The organism is Pseudomonas sp. UFMG81 (assembly GCF_015354575.1).
Lineage (GTDB): Bacteria > Pseudomonadota > Gammaproteobacteria > Pseudomonadales > Pseudomonadaceae > Aquipseudomonas.
In genome coordinates, this window is record NZ_JACAFQ010000026.1 from 17,181 (window position 1) to 34,068 (window position 16,888).

The 16,888-nt window shown below is 65.0% G+C and carries 16 protein-coding genes; 10 read left to right on the plus strand and 6 right to left on the minus strand.

The genetic code is table 11. From position 1 onward, the window contains the following. Positions 1-2: 2 nt before the first annotated feature. The gene (locus tag IX761_RS18640) at positions 3-719 is read right to left on the minus strand and encodes an LrgB family protein (protein ID WP_194791032.1); all 717 of its coding nucleotides are present in this window, start codon (positions 717-719) and stop codon (positions 3-5) included. After that, a complete protein-coding gene (locus tag IX761_RS18645; protein WP_194791033.1) occupies positions 716-1,078 on the minus strand; it encodes a CidA/LrgA family protein in 363 nt (120 codons plus the stop codon). Before IX761_RS18645 ends, IX761_RS18640 begins: the two co-directional genes overlap by 4 nt. A 148-nt stretch (positions 1,079-1,226) precedes the next feature. On the opposite strand from IX761_RS18645, the gene IX761_RS18650 reads away from it, so the two are divergent. The 3 genes from IX761_RS18650 to IX761_RS18660 all read left to right on the plus strand — a co-directional run bounded on the left by IX761_RS18650 (position 1,227) and on the right by IX761_RS18660 (position 4,237). Next, the gene (locus IX761_RS18650; protein ID WP_194791034.1) at positions 1,227-1,682 is read left to right on the plus strand and encodes a MaoC family dehydratase; all 456 of its coding nucleotides are present in this window, start codon (positions 1,227-1,229) and stop codon (positions 1,680-1,682) included. Positions 1,683-1,832: 150 nt separating this feature from the next. After that, positions 1,833-3,566, plus strand: coding sequence for a C13 family peptidase (locus tag IX761_RS18655; RefSeq protein ID WP_194791035.1), 1,734 nt, complete (start codon positions 1,833-1,835; stop codon positions 3,564-3,566). 26 nt (positions 3,567-3,592) lie between these two features. Then, entirely contained in the window at positions 3,593-4,237 is a 645-nt protein-coding gene (locus IX761_RS18660; protein WP_194791036.1) for an oxidoreductase, read from the plus strand. 205 nt (positions 4,238-4,442) lie between these two features. On the opposite strand, the gene IX761_RS18665 is transcribed toward IX761_RS18660, so the two are convergent. The 4 genes from IX761_RS18665 to IX761_RS18680 all read right to left on the minus strand — a co-directional run bounded on the left by IX761_RS18665 (position 4,443) and on the right by IX761_RS18680 (position 8,745). Then, positions 4,443-4,721, minus strand: a complete 279-nt coding sequence (locus IX761_RS18665) for a YceK/YidQ family lipoprotein (protein ID WP_416366803.1) — start codon at positions 4,719-4,721, stop codon at positions 4,443-4,445. A gap of 5 nt (positions 4,722-4,726) precedes the next feature. Beyond that, positions 4,727-5,356, minus strand: a complete 630-nt coding sequence (gene ubiX / locus IX761_RS18670) for a flavin prenyltransferase UbiX (RefSeq protein WP_194791038.1) — start codon at positions 5,354-5,356, stop codon at positions 4,727-4,729. After that, on the minus strand, positions 5,353-6,702 hold the full coding sequence (gene mpl / locus IX761_RS18675; RefSeq protein WP_194791039.1) for a UDP-N-acetylmuramate:L-alanyl-gamma-D-glutamyl-meso-diaminopimelate ligase: 1,350 nt from the start codon (positions 6,700-6,702) through the stop codon (positions 5,353-5,355). The genes ubiX and mpl overlap by 4 nt, the downstream gene beginning before the upstream one ends. A 66-nt stretch (positions 6,703-6,768) precedes the next feature. Beyond that, on the minus strand, positions 6,769-8,745 hold the full coding sequence (locus IX761_RS18680) for a sigma-54-dependent Fis family transcriptional regulator (protein ID WP_194791040.1): 1,977 nt from the start codon (positions 8,743-8,745) through the stop codon (positions 6,769-6,771). A gap of 267 nt (positions 8,746-9,012) precedes the next feature. Here IX761_RS18680 and IX761_RS18685 point away from each other — a divergent pair, with 267 nt between their 5' ends. From IX761_RS18685 to IX761_RS18715, 7 genes are all read left to right on the plus strand, one after another. After that, positions 9,013-10,533 (plus strand): aldehyde dehydrogenase family protein, encoded by a 1,521-nt coding sequence (locus IX761_RS18685; protein ID WP_194791041.1) that lies wholly within the window; start codon positions 9,013-9,015, stop codon positions 10,531-10,533. 207 nt (positions 10,534-10,740) lie between these two features. Further along, positions 10,741-12,189: an ethanolamine permease gene (gene eat / locus IX761_RS18690; RefSeq protein ID WP_194791042.1), complete on the plus strand. Its 1,449-nt coding sequence runs from the start codon at positions 10,741-10,743 to the stop codon at positions 12,187-12,189. Between the two features lie 49 nt (positions 12,190-12,238). Then, positions 12,239-13,633, plus strand: coding sequence for an ethanolamine ammonia-lyase subunit EutB (locus IX761_RS18695; protein WP_194791043.1), 1,395 nt, complete (start codon positions 12,239-12,241; stop codon positions 13,631-13,633). 8 nt (positions 13,634-13,641) lie between these two features. Further along, on the plus strand, positions 13,642-14,460 hold the full coding sequence (gene eutC / locus IX761_RS18700) for an ethanolamine ammonia-lyase subunit EutC (RefSeq protein WP_194791044.1): 819 nt from the start codon (positions 13,642-13,644) through the stop codon (positions 14,458-14,460). Positions 14,461-14,567: 107 nt separating this feature from the next. Then, positions 14,568-15,026: a GNAT family N-acetyltransferase gene (locus IX761_RS18705; protein ID WP_125462452.1), complete on the plus strand. Its 459-nt coding sequence runs from the start codon at positions 14,568-14,570 to the stop codon at positions 15,024-15,026. 373 nt (positions 15,027-15,399) lie between these two features. Continuing rightward, positions 15,400-16,047 (plus strand): DedA family protein, encoded by a 648-nt coding sequence (locus tag IX761_RS18710; protein ID WP_194791045.1) that lies wholly within the window; start codon positions 15,400-15,402, stop codon positions 16,045-16,047. 7 nt (positions 16,048-16,054) lie between these two features. Then, the gene (locus tag IX761_RS18715; protein WP_194791046.1) at positions 16,055-16,870 is read left to right on the plus strand and encodes a zinc-dependent peptidase; all 816 of its coding nucleotides are present in this window, start codon (positions 16,055-16,057) and stop codon (positions 16,868-16,870) included. Positions 16,871-16,888 lie beyond the last annotated feature (18 nt).

The following is a 16,888-nucleotide window of genomic DNA, read 5'->3' on the forward strand; positions in this document are numbered from 1 at the left end:
CCTCAAGCCACCAGGCTGACCGCCAACGGCAGGAACACCGCCGTGGCCACCCCCATCAGGCTCATCGCCAGCGCGGCGAAGGCGCCGCATTCGTCACTTTCCTGCAAGGCCACCGAAGTACCCACCGCGTGGGCGGTCACCCCCAGCGCCATGCCCCGGGCTTCGGGGCTGAGCACACCGCAGCGGCTCAACAGCGCCGGGCCGAAGATCGCCCCGATCACCCCGGTGATCAGCACGAACACCGCCGCCAGCGCCGCCACGCCACCGATCTGCTCGGCCACCAGCATGGCGATGGGCGAGGTGACCGATTTCGGCGCCATGGTCATCAGGATCATGTGCTCGGCACCGAACCACCACCCCAATGCCAGGCAGGCCACTGTTGCGAACACCCCTCCGACTACCAGCGTAGTAAATGTCGGCCAGAACAGCTGGCGGATGCGCCGCAGGTTGAGGTACAGCGGCACCGCCAGGGCCACCGTGGCCGGGCCCAGCAGCGTGCCCATGATCTCGGTGCTCTTGCGGTATTCGGCGTAGTCGATGCCACACGCCAGCAGGATGCCGATCACCACCAGCATCGACACCAGCACCGGTTGCAGGAAGATCCAGCGGGTCTTCTCATAGGCTGCCAGCACCAGCTGGTAAGCCGCCAGGGTGATACCGATACCGAACAACGGATGGCGGATGACCGCCTCCAGCGCGCCGTGCCAGTCGAGGTTCATGGCTGCTCCTCATGCTTGCCCTGGCGATGGATCAGCTTCTGCATCAGCACCCCGACGACGACCAGGGTGACCAGACAGGAGATCAGCAACGCCCCGGCGATGGCCCAGAAGTCCGCAGCAATGTCTTTTGCATAGACCATCACCCCCACCGCCGGTGGCACCAGCAGCAACGGCAGGTAGCGCAGCAGGCTGCTGGCGGCCTCGTTGAGCGGCTTGCCGACCTCGCCGCGAATCATCAGGAACGCCAGCAACAGCAGCAGGCCGATGATCGGCCCGGGCAGGATGTGCAGGAACAGGTGATTGATCGCCGTCCCCAGCAGCTGGAACAGCACCAGCCAGGTCAAACCACGCAACAGCATACGGACCTCCTGAAAGCAGGCGGCCATTATAGGCACGCCCGGCAGGCGTCTATAAGGCGATATTCGCCGAAAAACGGGCAACTTGACTGAAACGGTTCGTCGTGATGATCTTGCACCTTCGTACCAAATGACAATCAGGAGTGTCGCGATGCCTTATGTACCGGTTACAGAGCTTTCGCAGTACGTTGGTAAGGAACTGGGACGTTCCGAATGGCTGAAGATCGATCAGCAGCGCATCAACCTGTTCGCCGAGGCCACCGGCGATTTCCAGTTCATCCATGTCGACCCGGTCAAGGCCGCCAAGACCCCGTTCGGCACCACCATCGCCCATGGTTTCCTCACCCTGTCGCTGATCCCCAAGCTGATGGAAGGCATCCTCGTGCTGCCCGAAGGGCTGAAGATGGTGGTCAACTACGGCCTGGACAGCGTGCGTTTCATCCAGCCGGTGAAAGTCGACAGCAACGTGCGGTTGAAGGTCGACCTGCACGAAGCCACCGAGAAAAAGCCCGGCCAGTGGCTGCTCAAGGCCACCGTCACCCTCGAGATCGAAGGTGAAGAGAAACCGGCCTACATCGCCGAACCACTGTCGCTCTGCTTCGTCTGACGCTGATTCTGTGGGAGCGGGTTCACCCGCGAAGCGAGCGGTGATTGCCCCCTCGCCTTCGCGGGTAAACCCGCTCCTGCAGACGCCCTCTCATTCACGCCCCCCTCCATCTGCTGGCATACTCGGTGCATCGTTCGTCCGGACTTCACCATGCGCCCACTGCTCCCCCTCACCCTGATCCTGCTGCTCGCCGCCTGCGGCGACGGCGAACCGCTGTCGCCACCCGACGCGCGCCTGCCCGATGGCGGCCGCTACCGGGGCCAGGTGGTCAATGGCCTGCTGCAGGGCGAGGGGCGCATCGACTACCCCAACGGCAGCTGGTACGCCGGCACCTTCAAGGATGGCCAGTGGCATGGCCAGGGCGAATGGCACGGCAGCAACGGTGAGGTGTACCGCGGCCAGTTCGACGCCGGCCTGTTCCAGGGCCTGGGTGACCTCACCACCCCCGGCAGCCACTACGCCGGCACCTTCAAGCACGGCCGGCGCGATGGCGAAGGCGCGTTAAAGCAGCACGACCAGACCTACCGCGGCCAATTCAAGGACGACCAGTACGACGGCGCCGGCCAGCTCGACCTGGCCGACGGCAGCCGCTACCAGGGCCTGTTCGCCAAGGGCAAGCCCAATGGCGCCGGGGTACGCAGCGATGCCAGCGGCAACCAGTTCAGCGGTCATTTCATCGACGGCGAGCTGCAGGGCGCGGGCACCTACGACAGCGTCGAGGGCGAGCAATACATCGGCGAATTCAAGGACAACCGCCTGGAGGGGCGCGGGCGCTACGAGAGCGCCGACGGCGACGTGTGGATTGGCCAGTTCAAGGATGGCTCGCTGGTGGGCGAAGGCGAACTGCTGGGCAGCGATGGCAGCCGCTACAAAGGCGGCTTCCGCGACTGGCGCCTGAACGGCAACGGCACCTTGCAGCTGGCCGACGGCAGCCGCTACATCGGTGGCTTTGCCGACGACGCCTACCAGGGCCATGGCCGCTTGATCCATGCCGACGGCCAGGTGGAAGGCGGCTACTGGGTCAACGGTGTGCGGGTGCGCGACGAAAAGGGCACGCTGCTCCCCGACCCACTCGACCTCGCCCTGCTCAACCAGGGCAAGCTGCTGGACGAAGCGTTGGCCAAGGTGCCGCGCTCGGCCCCGCCCGTGCAACTGTACAGCCTGGTGGTGGCCGGCGACGGCCAGCAGAGCGTGTTCATGCGCGAGGCCGACTACGTCAGCAACATGCTCAAGGTGCGCTTCGGCGCCCATGGCCAGGTGACCCTGGTCAACCACCGCGACCACCTGGCCGACCGCCCCATGGCCACCCGCGAGAACCTCACCCGCGCCGCCCGCACGATCGCCGAGCGCAGTGGCCCGGAAGACCTGGTGTTCATCTACCTGACCAGCCACGGCAGCCAGGACCATCAGCTGGTGCTGGACCAGCCGCGCCTGCAACTGGCCGACCTGACCGCCGACGAGCTGGCCAGCGCCCTGGCGCCGCTCAAGGAGCGCGACAAGGTGATTGTCATTTCCGCCTGCTATTCCGGTGGCTACATCGCCCCGCTCAAGGACGACCGCACACTCATCATGACCGCCGCACGTCCGGACCGGGTATCCTTCGGTTGTTCGGAAGAGGCCGACTTCACCTACTTCGGCGACGCGCTGTTCGCCCAGGCACTGAACCAGACCGACGACCTGAAACAGGCGTTTGAACTGGCGCGCCAAAGTGTTGCCGAACGAGAACGAAGGGAAGGTTTCGACGCCTCCGAGCCGCAGCTCTGGGCGCCGCCTGCGGTGATCTCGCACTGGCAGCGCCTGCGCCGGCTACAGGCCGAACAAGCCTTGCGCAATGAAGCACAACCAGCGGCGGGGCCACAGGCAAAAACACCTGGCGCCCACTAAGCTGTGTGTAACAAGGGAGAGACATCATGTACTTGACGCCTCAGCATGTCCTGCTTGCCGGTGCCACGGGTCTTACAGGTGAACACCTGCTCGACCGCCTGCTCAACGAACCCACCATCAGCCGTGTGCTGGCGCCGACTCGCCGGCCGCTGGCCGAGCACCCGCACCTGGAAAACCCCGTGGGTGACCCGGCCGTGTTTCTCCCGCAACTGGCTGGCCGCGTCGATATCGCCTTCTGCTGCCTGGGCACCACGCTCAAGCAGGCAGGCTCGGAAAACGCCTTCCGCGCGGTCGACCTGGACATGGTCGTGGCCTTCAGCAAGCGCGCCCGCGAGATGGGCGCGCGCCACCTGCTGGTGATCAGCGCCCTGGGCGCCGACCCGAAGTCGTCGGTCTTCTACAACCGGGTCAAGGGTGAGATGGAAGAGGCGCTCAAGCAGCAGGACTGGCCGCAGCTGACCATCGTTCGGCCTTCGCTGCTGCTGGGCGAGCGCATCGAACCACGACTGGGCGAGCGCATGGCGGCGCCCTTTGCCCGGCTTATCCCCGGCAAGTACCGCGGGATCGAAGCCTGCACCCTGGCTCGGGCGCTGTGGCGGTTGGCGCTGGAGGAAGAAGACGGGATTCGGATCGTCGAATCGGATGAGCTGCGCAAGCTCGGCAAGAAATAGCAGGTTCGCCGGCAAAGCCGGCTCCCTAAGGCTTGCACGACTCCTGTAGGAGCGGCCTTGTGCCGCGAAAGGGCTGCATTGCAGCCCCAACCATTTGTGGAGCTCAATCGATCACTGGGGCCGCTCTGCGGCCCTTTCGCGGCACAAGGCCGCTCCTACAAGACTGCACTTCACCAGATGGGGCCGATTTACCGGCGATTGGTATCTAAAGCCCGCCGGTGGCGTTGAAGCCTATCCCCGCCGCCGTCAGCAACGACAACGGCAGCAGCAAGGTATCCAGCAGCGCGCTCCCCGGCAGGTCCAGCCCCGGATAGGCCGGCGCCAGCGCCCCGAAATGATCTTCCGGGCAGCACCCACCGTTCATCACGTACAGGTCGAGCCGCGTGCCGGCATACACCACCGGCGCCCCCGGCTTGTTGGCATCCAGGGTACGCACCGTGGCGCAACCGCCAAGCTGGCCCAGTACCAGCAACGCCAGCAACATCCGCCTCAATCGTCGACCCCGAAGTGGTGCTCACCCCAGCGCGGCAACATGTCCTGCGGGATGTTCAGCAGGTTGAGAATGCGCGCCACGACGAAATCGACCAGGTCGTCGATGGTCTGTGGCTGGTGATAGAAGCCTGGCGCTGCCGGCAAGATCACCGCCCCCATCTGCGACAACTTGAGCATGTTCTCCAGGTGGATGGTCGAGAACGGCGCCTCACGCGGCACCAGGATCAACTGGCGACGCTCTTTCAAGGTCACATCGGCGGCGCGTTCGATCAGGTTGTTGCAGGCGCCGGTGGCAATCGCCGACAGCGTGCCGGTCGAGCACGGCACCACCACCATCGCCGCTGGCGCGCCGGAGCCCGAGGCTACCGGCGACATCCAGTCTTCCTTGCCATACACGCGGATCTGCCCGTCGGCGGCGCCAGTGTATTCGGTGAGAAACGCCTGCATCGCTTGCGGTTTGGCCGGCAGCGTCACGTCGGTCTCGGTGGCCATCACCAGCTGCGCGGCCTTGGAGATGAGGAAGTGCACCTCGCGGTCCTCACGCACCAGGCAGTCGAGCAGGCGCAAGCCATACTGCGCCCCGGAGGCGCCGGTCATGGCCAGGGTGATGCGCTCGGGCCCGCTCACTTCAGGGCCTCGGCCAGCTTGCCGTGCAGGCCGCCGAAGCCGCCGTTGCTCATGATCACCACGTGGGTGCCGGGACGAGCCTGGCCCTTGATGCGCTCGATGATCGCCTCGAGGCTGTCGGCCACGATGCTCGGCACCTTGCACTGGGCCGCGGTACCGGCCAGGTCCCAGCCCAGGTTGGGCGGCGCGTACCAGATCACCTGGTCGGCATCGTTGACGCTTTCCGGCAGGCCGTCACGGTGGGCGCCGAGCTTCATGGAGTTGGAACGTGGTTCGATCACCGCGATCACCGGCGCCTCGCCCACGCGCTTGCGCAGGCCGTCGAGGGTGGTGGCGATGGCGGTGGGGTGGTGGGCGAAGTCGTCGTAGATGGTCACGCCCTGCACTTCGGCGACCTTCTCCATGCGCCGCTTGACGCTCTTGAACGCGCTCAAGCCCTCGATGCCCATGGCCGGAGCCACGCCGACATGACGGGCGGCGGCCAGGGTGGCCAAGGCGTTGGCGACGTTGTGCTGGCCGGTCAGCGCCCAGTCCACCACACCTTGCGCCTCGCCTTCGAACAGTACCTCGAAGCGCGAGCCGTCGGCACTGAGCAGGCGCGCCTGCCACTGGCCGCCCTTGCCGGTGGTCTGCACCGGGGTCCAGCAGCCCATGCCGATCACCCGCTCCAGGGCCTGCTCGGTGGTCGGATGGATCACCAGGCCTTCGCTCGGGATGGTGCGCACCAGGTGGTGGAACTGCCGCTCGATGGACGCAAGGTCCGGGAAAATGTCGGCATGATCGAACTCAAGGTTATTGAGGATCGCGGTACGCGGGTGGTAGTGGACGAACTTCGAGCGCTTGTCGAAGAAGGCGCTGTCGTATTCGTCGGCCTCGACCACGAAGAACGGTGTATCGCCCAAGCGGGCCGACACCGAGAAGTTCTGCGGCACGCCGCCGATCAGGAAACCCGGGCTCATGCCGGCGTGTTCCAGCACCCAGGCCAGCATGCTGCTGGTGGTGGTCTTGCCGTGGGTACCGGCCACCGCCAGCACCCAGCGCCCTTGCAGCACATGGTCCGCCAGCCACTGCGGGCCGGACACGTAGGGCAGGCCCTTGTTCAGCACGTACTCCACCGCCGGGTTGCCCCGCGACATGGCGTTGCCGATCACCACCAGGTCCGGGGCCGGCTCCAGCTGTGCCGGGTCATAACCCTGGGTGAGCTCGATGCCCTGGGCTTGGAGCTGGGTGCTCATGGGGGGGTAGACATTGGCGTCGGAGCCGGTGACACGGTGGCCAAGTTCCTTGGCCAGCACTGCCAGCGAACCCATGAAAGTGCCGCAAATACCGAGAATGTGAATGTGCATGGTCGACCTCGCAAAACGTCGACGCAGGGTAGCCCAGGGCGAGGGAAATCGCACCCGCTGTTTCGTTCAGCCAGCCCTGGCGATGCCGTGTTTGCGCAGTTTTCGATACAAGGTATTGCGGCTGATCCCCAGGTGCTCGGCGACATGGGTCATGTGCCAGCGGTTGGCCTCCAGGACGGCCAGCAATGCATCACGCTCGGCATGTAGGAGCGGCCTTGTGTCGCGAAAGGGCTGCGAAGCAGCCCCAGCGGAATCGGCATCACCCACAAGATCCTGGGGCCGCTCTGCGCCCCTTTCGCGACACAAGGCCGCTCCTACAGGAACCGAGGCGCTACGGATGATGGCGGGGAGATCAGCGAGCTCGATATGGGACTGTTCGCACAACGCCACCAACGTGCGCAGCACGTTACGCATCTGCCGCACGTTGCCCGGCCAGGCGAAATCCAGCAGCGCCTGGCGCGCCGCAGGCTCGATGGCCACCGCCTGCCCTTCGGCTTCCTGTCGCAGCAAGAAGTCCAGCAACTGCCCCTTGTCACTGCGCTCGCGCAGCGCTGGCAACGCCACTTCCAGGCCATTGAGGCGATAATAAAGGTCTTCGCGGAAGCCGCCCTGTGCCACCCGCTCCAGCAAGTCCCGGTGCGTGGCGCTGATGATGCGCACATCCACCGCCTGGGGCTCACCACCAATCGGTACCACCTGACGCTCTTCCAGTACCCGCAGCAACCGAGTCTGCAAAGCCAGCGGCATGTCACCGATCTCGTCCAGCAACAAAGTGCCGCCATCGGCCTGCAACAGCTTGCCGCGCATGCCTTCCTTGCGCGCCCCGGTAAAGCTGCCGCCGCGATAGCCGAACAGCTCGCTTTCGATCAGGCTTTCCGGGATCGACGCACAGTTGATCGCCACGAAGGGTTTGTGCCGGCGGGCGCTGGCCTGATGCACGGCCTGGGCGAAGGCTTCCTTGCCGCAACCGGTCTCGCCCCGCAGCAACAGCGGTACATCGCGCTCGAACACCCGCACGGCGCGGCGAAAATCATTTTGCAGGGCCGGGTCGAGCAAGCAGATGCCGGGCTCGCCGGGCTGGGGCAACGCTGCTGGCACCGACCAGACGGGTGTATGCGCCTTGCCACGCAAGCTGGCGTACACCTGCCGGCCATCACGCGTATGCAGTGGCCACGCCGTGCTGCCTTGCGCCGTGGCGCGACTGAACAGTTCGTCATGACTACAGGCAAAGAACCGATCAACCGGTTTGCCCAGCACACCACCGCGAATGCTGCCCAGCAGGTTCAGCGCACTCTGGTTGGCCGCGCAGATACGCCCGTCGCCGTCGAACGCCAGCAAGCCCTCGCTGAACAACCCGACCGATTCGGCCTGCAGGTGGAAACGCAGCAGCCAGTGCTGCTCGAAGTGGCGCAGGAAGTAACAGCTCTCGATCATCTTCGCCGAAAGATTGACCAACGCCATGGTGTGGAACTGGCTCTGGCGCGACACATCGGGCCGCGCCGACGACACATCGAGCACCGCCAGCAGCTCGCCGTGGGGGTCGAACACCGGGCTGGCCGAGCAGGTCAGCCCGGTATGACGGCCACGGAAGTGCTCGCCCTGGTGAATGGTCAGCGCCTGGCGCTCGACCAGGCAGGTGCCGATGCCATTGGTGCCCTCGCGCGCCTCGCTCCAGTCCGCACCCAGCCACAGCCCGGCGCGTTCGAAGCTGCGCCGTTCGCTGGGCGCGGTCACGCAATTGAGGATCACCCCACGGGCGTCGGTGAGCAGCACCGCATGCCCGCTGCCGGACAACTGCTGGTGCAAGCTGGTCATTTCGTTGTCGGCGATCTGCAGCACCTGGTGCAGGCGCTCGCGGCTCTCCAGCAGGCGACCGTGCTCGAGCACCACCGGAGCCTGAGCCCGCGCGGGGTCGAGGTGGTAGTCCTCCAGGCAACGCAGCCAGGAACGGGCAATGGACGGGTCGCTGCCCGGCCCGCTGGCCTGGCCGTGGGCGACGGTCAGCACTTGCTGGGCATGACGGCTGAACGGATTGCTCTGCATGTGTTGTTGTTCTCCGCAGATAGCACGTTGCGCCAGCATCCTCCAGGCGCCAACGCATTGCAATGCCGGGCTGACCACCGAGTCACCGGTTGTGCCATGAACGGTACAAAGTGTCACCCGGCCCGTACCAGCGCTGGCACAAGGCCCTTCCAGCCTACTCATTGAACTGACCCAAGTCATTGATCCACAAGGGGCAGCCGGCGCTGGCCCGACCTTTGCTCTACGCTTGGTAACTCCGCAACAATCACAACGACCAGGAGACACACCATGCGTTACGCACATCCCGGTACCGAGGGCGCCAAGGTCAGCTTCAAGACCCGCTACGGCAACTACATCGGTGGTGAGTTCGTTCCTCCGGTAAAGGGTGAGTACTTCACCAACACCTCGCCGGTGAACGGCCAACCGATCGCCGAGTTCCCCCGCTCCACCGCCGAAGATATCGACAAGGCGCTCGACGCCGCCCACGCCGCCGCCGATGCCTGGGGCCGCACATCCGTGCAGGACCGCTCCAACGTGCTGCTGAAGATCGCCGACCGCATCGAGCAGAACCTCGAACTGCTGGCCATCACCGAAACCTGGGACAACGGCAAGCCGATCCGCGAAACCCTCAACGCCGACATTCCGCTGGCCGTCGACCACTTCCGCTATTTCGCCGGCTGCATTCGCGCCCAGGAAGGCGGCGCCGCCGAGATCAACGAAAACACCGTGGCCTACCACATCCACGAACCGCTGGGCGTGGTCGGGCAGATCATCCCGTGGAACTTCCCGCTGCTGATGGCCGCCTGGAAGCTCGCCCCGGCCCTGGCCGCCGGCAACTGCGTGGTGCTCAAGCCCGCCGAGCAAACGCCACTGGGCATCACCGTGCTGCTGGAGCTGATCGGCGACCTGCTGCCCAAAGGCGTGCTCAACGTGGTGCAAGGTTATGGCCGCGAGGCCGGTGAAGCCCTGGCCACCAGCAAGCGCATCGCCAAGATCGCCTTCACCGGCTCCACCCCGGTGGGCTCGCACATCATGAAATGCGCCGCCGAGAACATCATCCCGTCCACCGTCGAGCTGGGCGGCAAGTCGCCGAACGTGTACTTCGAAGACATCATGCAGGCCGAGCCGAGCTTCATCGACAAGGCCGCCGAGGGCATGGTGCTGGCGTTCTTCAACCAGGGCGAAGTGTGCACCTGCCCGTCGCGGGCGCTGGTTCAGGAGTCGATCTACCCGCAGTTCATGGAAGTGGTGATGAAGAAGGTGCTGCAGATCAAGCGCGGCGACCCGCTCGACACCGACACCATGGTCGGCGCCCAGGCCTCGCAGCAGCAGTTCGACAAGATCCAGTCCTACCTGAAGATCGCCCAGGAAGAAGGTGCCGAGCTGCTGACCGGCGGCAAGGTGGAAAAACTCGAAGGCTCGCTGGCCACCGGCTACTACATCCAGCCGACCCTGCTCAAGGGCAACAACAAGATGCGCGTGTTCCAGGAAGAAATCTTCGGCCCGGTGGTCAGCGTCACCACCTTCAAGGACGAAGCCGAAGCCCTGGCGATCGCCAACGACACCGAGTTCGGCCTCGGCGCCGGCGTGTGGACCCGCGACATCAACCGCGCCTACCGCATGGGCCGTGGCATCAAGGCCGGCCGTGTGTGGACCAACTGCTACCACCTGTACCCGGCGCACGCCGCGTTCGGTGGCTACAAGAAGTCCGGCGTTGGCCGTGAAACCCACAAGATGATGCTCGACCACTACCAGCAGACCAAGAACCTGCTGGTGAGCTACGACATCAACCCGCTGGGCTTCTTCTAAACCGCGTCGCGCCCTTCGCGGGCAAGCCCGCTCCCACAGGTATGCGCACCCCTGTGGGAGCGGGCTTGCCCGCGAAGAGGCCAGACCTGCAACCCCAGAAAACCATGGCGGCCACCCTGTTGTAACCGCTCTGGCTCGCTTCCTGCAGTACCTATCACCATCGGCCCGGACCCCTTCCGGCCACCAAGAAGAAAAACAGGTGAATCCATGCCAAGCGATCAATCCGCCGGCGCGCCGGCAAGCTCCTCCGTCGACTTCGAAAAGGTCGGTTCCGACTACTTCCAGCAACGTGAACTGAAAAAAGGCGCCGCCGGCTGGGTGCTGCTGGTAGGCCTGGGCGTGGCCTACGTGATCTCCGGCGACTACGCCGGCTGGAACTTCGGCCTGGCCCAGGGTGGCTGGGGCGGCATGTTCCTGGCCACCTTGCTGATGGCCACCATGTACCTGTGCATGTGCTTCTCGCTGGCCGAACTGTCGTCGATGATCCCCACTGCCGGTGGCGGCTACGGTTTTGCCCGCAGCGCGTTCGGGCCCTGGGGCGGTTTTCTCACTGGCACCGCGATCCTCATCGAATACGCCATCGCCCCCGCGGCCATCGCCGTGTTCATTGGCGCCTACTGCCAGTCGCTGTTCGGTATCGGCGGCTGGATGATCTACCTGGCGTTCTACATCATCTTCATCGGCATCCACATCTTCGGGGTCGGTGAGGCGCTCAAGCTGATGTTCATCATCACCGCCGTCGCCGCCATCGCCCTGGCGGTGTTCCTGATCGCGATGGTGCCCCATTTCGATGCAGCCAACCTGTTCGACATCGCCAAGACCGATGCCGTTGGTGCAAGCAGCTTCCTGCCGTTCGGCTATGTCGGCGTGTGGGCGGCGATTCCCTACGCGATCTGGTTCTTCCTCGCCGTCGAAGGCGTGCCGCTGGCCGCCGAGGAAACCAAGAACCCGAAACGCGACCTGCCGCGCGGCCTGATCGGCGCGATGCTGGTGCTGCTGGCCTTCGCCCTGCTGATCCTGGTGGTCGGCCCTGGTGGCGCAGGCGCAGAAGCCCTCAAGGCCTCGGGCAACCCGCTGGTCGAGGCGCTGTCGAAAGCCTACGGTGGTTCCACCTGGATGGGCGGCTTCGTCAACCTGGTGGGCCTGGCAGGCCTGATCGCCAGCTTCTTCTCGATCATCTACGCTTATTCGCGGCAGATCTTCGCCCTTTCCCGCGCCGGCTACCTGCCGCGCAAACTGTCCGAAACCAACAAGAGCAAGGCCCCGGTGCTGGCCCTGGTGATCCCCGGGATCATCGGCTTCGCCCTATCGCTGACCGGCCAGGGCGACCTGTTGATCCTGGTGGCGGTATTCGGCGCTACGCTGTCCTATGTGCTGATGATGGCCGCGCACATCACCCTGCGCATCCGCCGGCCGAAAATGGAGCGCCCGTACCGCCCCCCCGGCGGCATCTTCACCTCGGGCGTGGCCCTGGTGCTGGCCTGCATCGCCGTGGTCGCCGGCTTCCTGGTGGACCCACGGGTGGTGATTGGCGCAGCGGTGATCTACGGCGTGCTGATCGCCTACTTTGCGTTCTATAGCCGCCATCACCTGGTGGCCGGCACCCCGGAAGAGGAATTCGCCGCGATCCAGAAGGCCGAAGAGGCCCTGCACTGATCGTCGACTTACGCCGCAGGCCCGCCCTGCGGCGCTTTGGAGATTCTGTATGGCAAGTTTCGTACACACGGTAGGCCACCAGCTCTACCGTTTCGACAGCCTCAAGGACGTCATGGCCAAGGCCAGCCCGGCGCGTTCGGGCGACTACCTGGCCGGAGTCGCCGCCAGCAACGACGGCGAACGGGTCGCCGCGCAGATGGCCCTGGCCAATATCCCGCTCAAGCACTTTCTCAGCGAAGCGCTGATCCCCTACGAAGACGATGAAGTCACCCGGCTGATCATCGACAGCCACGACAGCAAGGCCTTCGCCCCGGTCAGCCACCTGACCGTGGGCGGGCTGCGCGACTGGCTGCTCAGCGAGCAGGCCGACGAGCACAGCCTGCGCGCCCTGGCCCCCGGCCTGACGCCGGAAATGGCGGCGGCGGTGTCGAAGATCATGCGTGTGCAGGACCTGGTGCTGGTGGCGCAGAAGATCCGCGTGGTCACCGCCTTCCGCGGCACCATGGGCCTGCGCGGGCGGTTGTCCACGCGGCTGCAACCCAACCACCCCACCGACGAACCCGCCGGTATCGCCGCCAGCATTCTCGACGGCCTGCTGTACGGCAATGGCGACGCCATGATTGGTATCAATCCGGCCACCGACAGCATCGCCTCGATCTGCGATTTGCTGGTGATGCTCGACAACATCATCCAGCGCTACCAGATCCCCACCCAGTCCTGCGTGCTGACCCACGTCACCACCAGCATCGAGGCGATCAACCGTGGCGTGCCGCTGGACCTGGTGTTCCAGTCGATCGCGGGCACCGAGGCGGCGAATGCCGGCTTCGGCATCAACCTCAACGTGCTGCAGGAAGGCTACGAGGCGGGGCTGTCGCTCAAGCGCGGTACCCTCGGGCAGAACCTGATGTACTTCGAAACCGGCCAGGGCAGCGCCCTGTCGGCCAACGCCCACCACGGCGTCGACCAGCAAACCTGCGAAACCCGCGCCTATGCCGTGGCCCGGCATTTCAAACCGTTCCTGGTCAACACCGTGGTCGGCTTCATCGGCCCGGAATACCTCTACAACGGCAAGCAGATCATCCGCGCCGGCCTCGAGGACCACTTCTGCGGCAAGCTGCTGGGCGTACCGATGGGCTGCGACATCTGCTACACCAACCACGCCGAAGCCGACCAGGACGACATGGACACCCTGCTGACGCTACTGGGCGTGGCCGGGATCAACTTCATCATGGGCATCCCCGGCTCCGATGACATCATGCTCAACTACCAGACCACCTCGTTCCACGATGCGCTGTATGCACGACAAACCCTGGGCCTCAAGCCCGGGCCGGAATTCGAAGCGTGGCTGGAACGCACCGGCATCTTCACCCAGGCCGATGGCCGTGTGCGCTTCGGCGACAACCTGCCGCCAGCCTTCCGCCACGCGCTCGCGCAGCTGGCCTAGGAGCGCCCATGGACCGACATACCCCCACCGAGCAAAACCCCTGGCTGGCCCTGCGCACCCTCACCCCGGCGCGCATCGCCCTGGGCCGCACCGGTATCAGCCTGCCGACCAGCGCCCAACTGGACTTCCAGTACGCCCACGCCCAGGCGCGCGATGCCGTGCACCTGCCCTTCGACCATGCCGGCCTGCGCCAGCAGCTCAGCGATCGTGGCCGCGACAGCCTGCTGCTGCACAGCGCCGCCAGCGACCGCAACCAGTACCTGCAACGCCCCGACCTCGGCCGGCGCCTGCACGCGGACTCCGCCCGGCAACTGCGCGAGCACGCCCTGGCCAACCCGGCGGGCGTGGACCTGGCCATCGTCGTCGCCGACGGTTTGTCGGCACTGGCCGTGCACCGCCACACCCTGCCCTTCCTCAGCCGCTTCGAGGAGCAGGCCGCCGCCGACGGCTGGACCAGCGCCCCCGTGGTGCTGGTGGAACAGGGCCGGGTGGCGGTGGCCGACGAAGTGGGTGAATTGCTGGGTGCGCGCATGACGGTGATGCTGATCGGCGAACGCCCGGGGTTGAGCTCGCCCGACAGCCTGGGCCTGTACTTCACCTACGCCCCCAAAGTCGGCCTGACCGACGCCTACCGCAACTGCATTTCCAATGTGCGCCTGGAGGGCCTGAGCTATGGCATGGCCGCCCATCGCCTGCTGTACCTGATGCGCGAGGCCTGCAAACGCCAGTTGTCGGGGGTGAATCTGAAGGATGAAGCCGAGGTCCACAGCATTGAAAGTGACAATACGGGCAAAAAAAACGGAAACTTCCTACTCGGAGAAGGGTAAAAAACATGTCACGGAAGTCGGATTGCACTTGTAGGCTGCTTTAGGCAGCATGCAGTTGACTGCTGGCAATCCGCCGTATCCCCCTAAATGGACACAGAGGCCCGCACATGCGAATCATCAAGGCAACCCTGGAGCACCTCGACCTGCTCACGCCGTTGTTTGTGAAGTACCGTGAGTTCTATGGCCAGCTGCCTTACCCGGACAGCTCCCGCAGCTTCCTGGAAAAGCGCCTCAAGCGCGGCGAATCGATCATCTACCTCGCCCTGCCCGTGGACGACGACAGCAAACTGCTAGGGTTTTGCCAGCTCTACCCGAGCTTCTCGTCGCTGTCGCTCAAACGTGTGTGGATTCTCAACGACATCTATGTCGCCGAAGACTCGCGGCGCATGCTGGTGGCCGACCACCTGATGCGCGAAGCCAAGAAGATGGCCAAGGAATCGAACGCCGTGCGCATGCGCGTCTCCACCAGCAGCGACAACGAAGTGGCGCGCAAGACCTACGAGTCCATGGGTTTTCGCAAGGACACCGAGTTCGAGAACTACATCCTCCCCATCAGCCAGGATTGATGCCAAGCGCTGCGCGAGGCTGCTCTCACAGGACTGCACAGTTGTAATTGATGTGGCTGGGCCTTGTGGGAGTCACTGCCTTGCTCACAATTCAAAGATCTGGCGCGACCCTGTGGGAGCGGGCTTGCCCGCGAACACGGGCGCAGCCCGTGCCAGGCTCCGCCGCCCCACAGGGTATACGTGGCATTGCGATCTCATTAGTCCGCCGTAACCCCTCGCTACAAACTGTGCGGGCACAATCGCAACATCGCCGTATAATCCCGCTCCAGTCATGTGTGAAAAGTTACCTCCCCTCAGGTAAGCCTGCCCACGCCCAAGACGCCGTCCGTCATCGCGCGCCCGTAGAAGCGGGTCAAGAACACAGGTGCTGTACATGGATTTCAACCCGCTGGACCTTATCCTGCATCTCGATGCCTACCTCGACCTGCTGGTCACCAACTACGGTCCGTGGATCTACGCCATCCTGTTCGCGGTGATCTTCTGCGAGACCGGCCTGGTGGTGATGCCCTTCCTGCCGGGCGATTCGCTGCTGTTCATCGCCGGCGCCGTGGCCGCAGGCGGCGGCATGGACCCCGTGCTGCTTGCCGGGCTGTTGATGGCGGCCGCAATCCTTGGTGACAGCACCAACTACGTGATCGGGCGCACGGCGGGGGAACGGCTGTTCAGCAATCCTGGGTCGAAGATCTTCCGTCAGGACTACCTGCAGCGTACCCACGAATTCTATGCACGCCACGGTGGCAAGACCGTCACCCTCGCCCGCTTCCTGCCGATCCTGCGCACCTTCGCGCCGTTCGTCGCCGGCATCGCCCACATGCATTACCCGCGGTTCCTCGCCTTCAGCGTGGTCGGTTCGCTGCTCTGGGTCGGCGGCCTGGTAACCCTGGGCTTCTTCTTCGGCAACGTGCCGTTCATCAAGCAGCACCTGTCGCTGATGGTGGTGGGCATCATCGTCCTGTCGCTGGTACCGATGATCCTCGGCCTGCTGCGCGGCCGCCTCGGCCGCACGGCCAAAGCCCACTGACCGCGGCATGTGGTCGTTCAGCGCCTGGCGCCGCCGGCGCACCCTGGCCCGCTATCCGGTGGACGCGGCGCTGTGGCAGGCGATCCGCCAACGCCTGCCGCTGCTCGACGGCATCAGTGACGAGGAAGACCGGTGGCTGCGCGAAGCCTGCGTGCTGTTCCTGCACGACAAGCACCTGACGGCGTTACCCGGCGTCGAGCTCGACGACGAGCAACGCCTGTTCCTCGCCGCCCAGGCCCAGCTGCCTCTGCTGCACCTGGGCGAGCTGAACTGGTACCAAGGCTTCCACGAGCTCATTCTCTACCCCGACGACTTCCTGAGCCCCCAGCGCCATCGCGATGCCAGCGGGGTGGAACATGTGTGGGATGCCGAACACAGTGGCGAAGCCTGGCAGCAAGGCCCGGTGATCCTCGCCTGGCCGGGTGTCCTGGCCGGCGGTGGCTGGGAAGCCTACAACCTGGTCATCCACGAACTGGCGCACAAGCTCGACATGCTCAACGGCGATGCCAATGGCCTGCCGCCACTGCACAGCGGCATGCCTGTCGAAGACTGGGCCGCCGCCATGCAGCAGGCCTATGACGACATGAACCGCCAGCTCGACGCCGATCCGGACGCCGAGACCGCCATCGACCCTTACGCCGCGGAGAACCCGGCGGAATTCTTCGCGGTCACCAGCGAGTACTTCTTCAGCGCGCCCGACCTGCTGCACCAGGCTTATCCTAAGGTCTACCAACAGTTGACGCTGTTCTACCGCCAGGACCCGCTGACCCGTCTGGCACGCCTGCAAGCCGAACATCCGGACTACCGCGAAAGCCACGCCTGACAGGCCCGCACATCAGGC

Coding starts and splice junctions, on each gene's coding strand:
- IX761_RS18680 (WP_194791040.1), bottom strand. CDS start 8,745: ATGCAGAGCAATCCGTTCAGCCGTCATGCCCAGCAAGTGCTGACCGTC.
- IX761_RS18715 (WP_194791046.1), top strand. CDS start 16,055: ATGTGGTCGTTCAGCGCCTGGCGCCGCCGGCGCACCCTGGCCCGCTAT.
- IX761_RS18655 (WP_194791035.1), top strand. CDS start 1,833: ATGCGCCCACTGCTCCCCCTCACCCTGATCCTGCTGCTCGCCGCCTGC.
- IX761_RS18650 (WP_194791034.1), top strand. CDS start 1,227: ATGCCTTATGTACCGGTTACAGAGCTTTCGCAGTACGTTGGTAAGGAA.
- eutC (WP_194791044.1), top strand. CDS start 13,642: ATGGACCGACATACCCCCACCGAGCAAAACCCCTGGCTGGCCCTGCGC.
- IX761_RS18640 (WP_194791032.1), bottom strand. CDS start 719: ATGAACCTCGACTGGCACGGCGCGCTGGAGGCGGTCATCCGCCATCCG.
- IX761_RS18710 (WP_194791045.1), top strand. CDS start 15,400: ATGGATTTCAACCCGCTGGACCTTATCCTGCATCTCGATGCCTACCTC.
- mpl (WP_194791039.1), bottom strand. CDS start 6,702: ATGCACATTCACATTCTCGGTATTTGCGGCACTTTCATGGGTTCGCTG.
- eat (WP_194791042.1), top strand. CDS start 10,741: ATGCCAAGCGATCAATCCGCCGGCGCGCCGGCAAGCTCCTCCGTCGAC.
- IX761_RS18660 (WP_194791036.1), top strand. CDS start 3,593: ATGTACTTGACGCCTCAGCATGTCCTGCTTGCCGGTGCCACGGGTCTT.
- IX761_RS18665 (WP_416366803.1), bottom strand. CDS start 4,721: ATGTTGCTGGCGTTGCTGGTACTGGGCCAGCTTGGCGGTTGCGCCACG.
- IX761_RS18685 (WP_194791041.1), top strand. CDS start 9,013: ATGCGTTACGCACATCCCGGTACCGAGGGCGCCAAGGTCAGCTTCAAG.
- IX761_RS18645 (WP_194791033.1), bottom strand. CDS start 1,078: ATGCTGTTGCGTGGTTTGACCTGGCTGGTGCTGTTCCAGCTGCTGGGG.
- IX761_RS18695 (WP_194791043.1), top strand. CDS start 12,239: ATGGCAAGTTTCGTACACACGGTAGGCCACCAGCTCTACCGTTTCGAC.
- IX761_RS18705 (WP_125462452.1), top strand. CDS start 14,568: ATGCGAATCATCAAGGCAACCCTGGAGCACCTCGACCTGCTCACGCCG.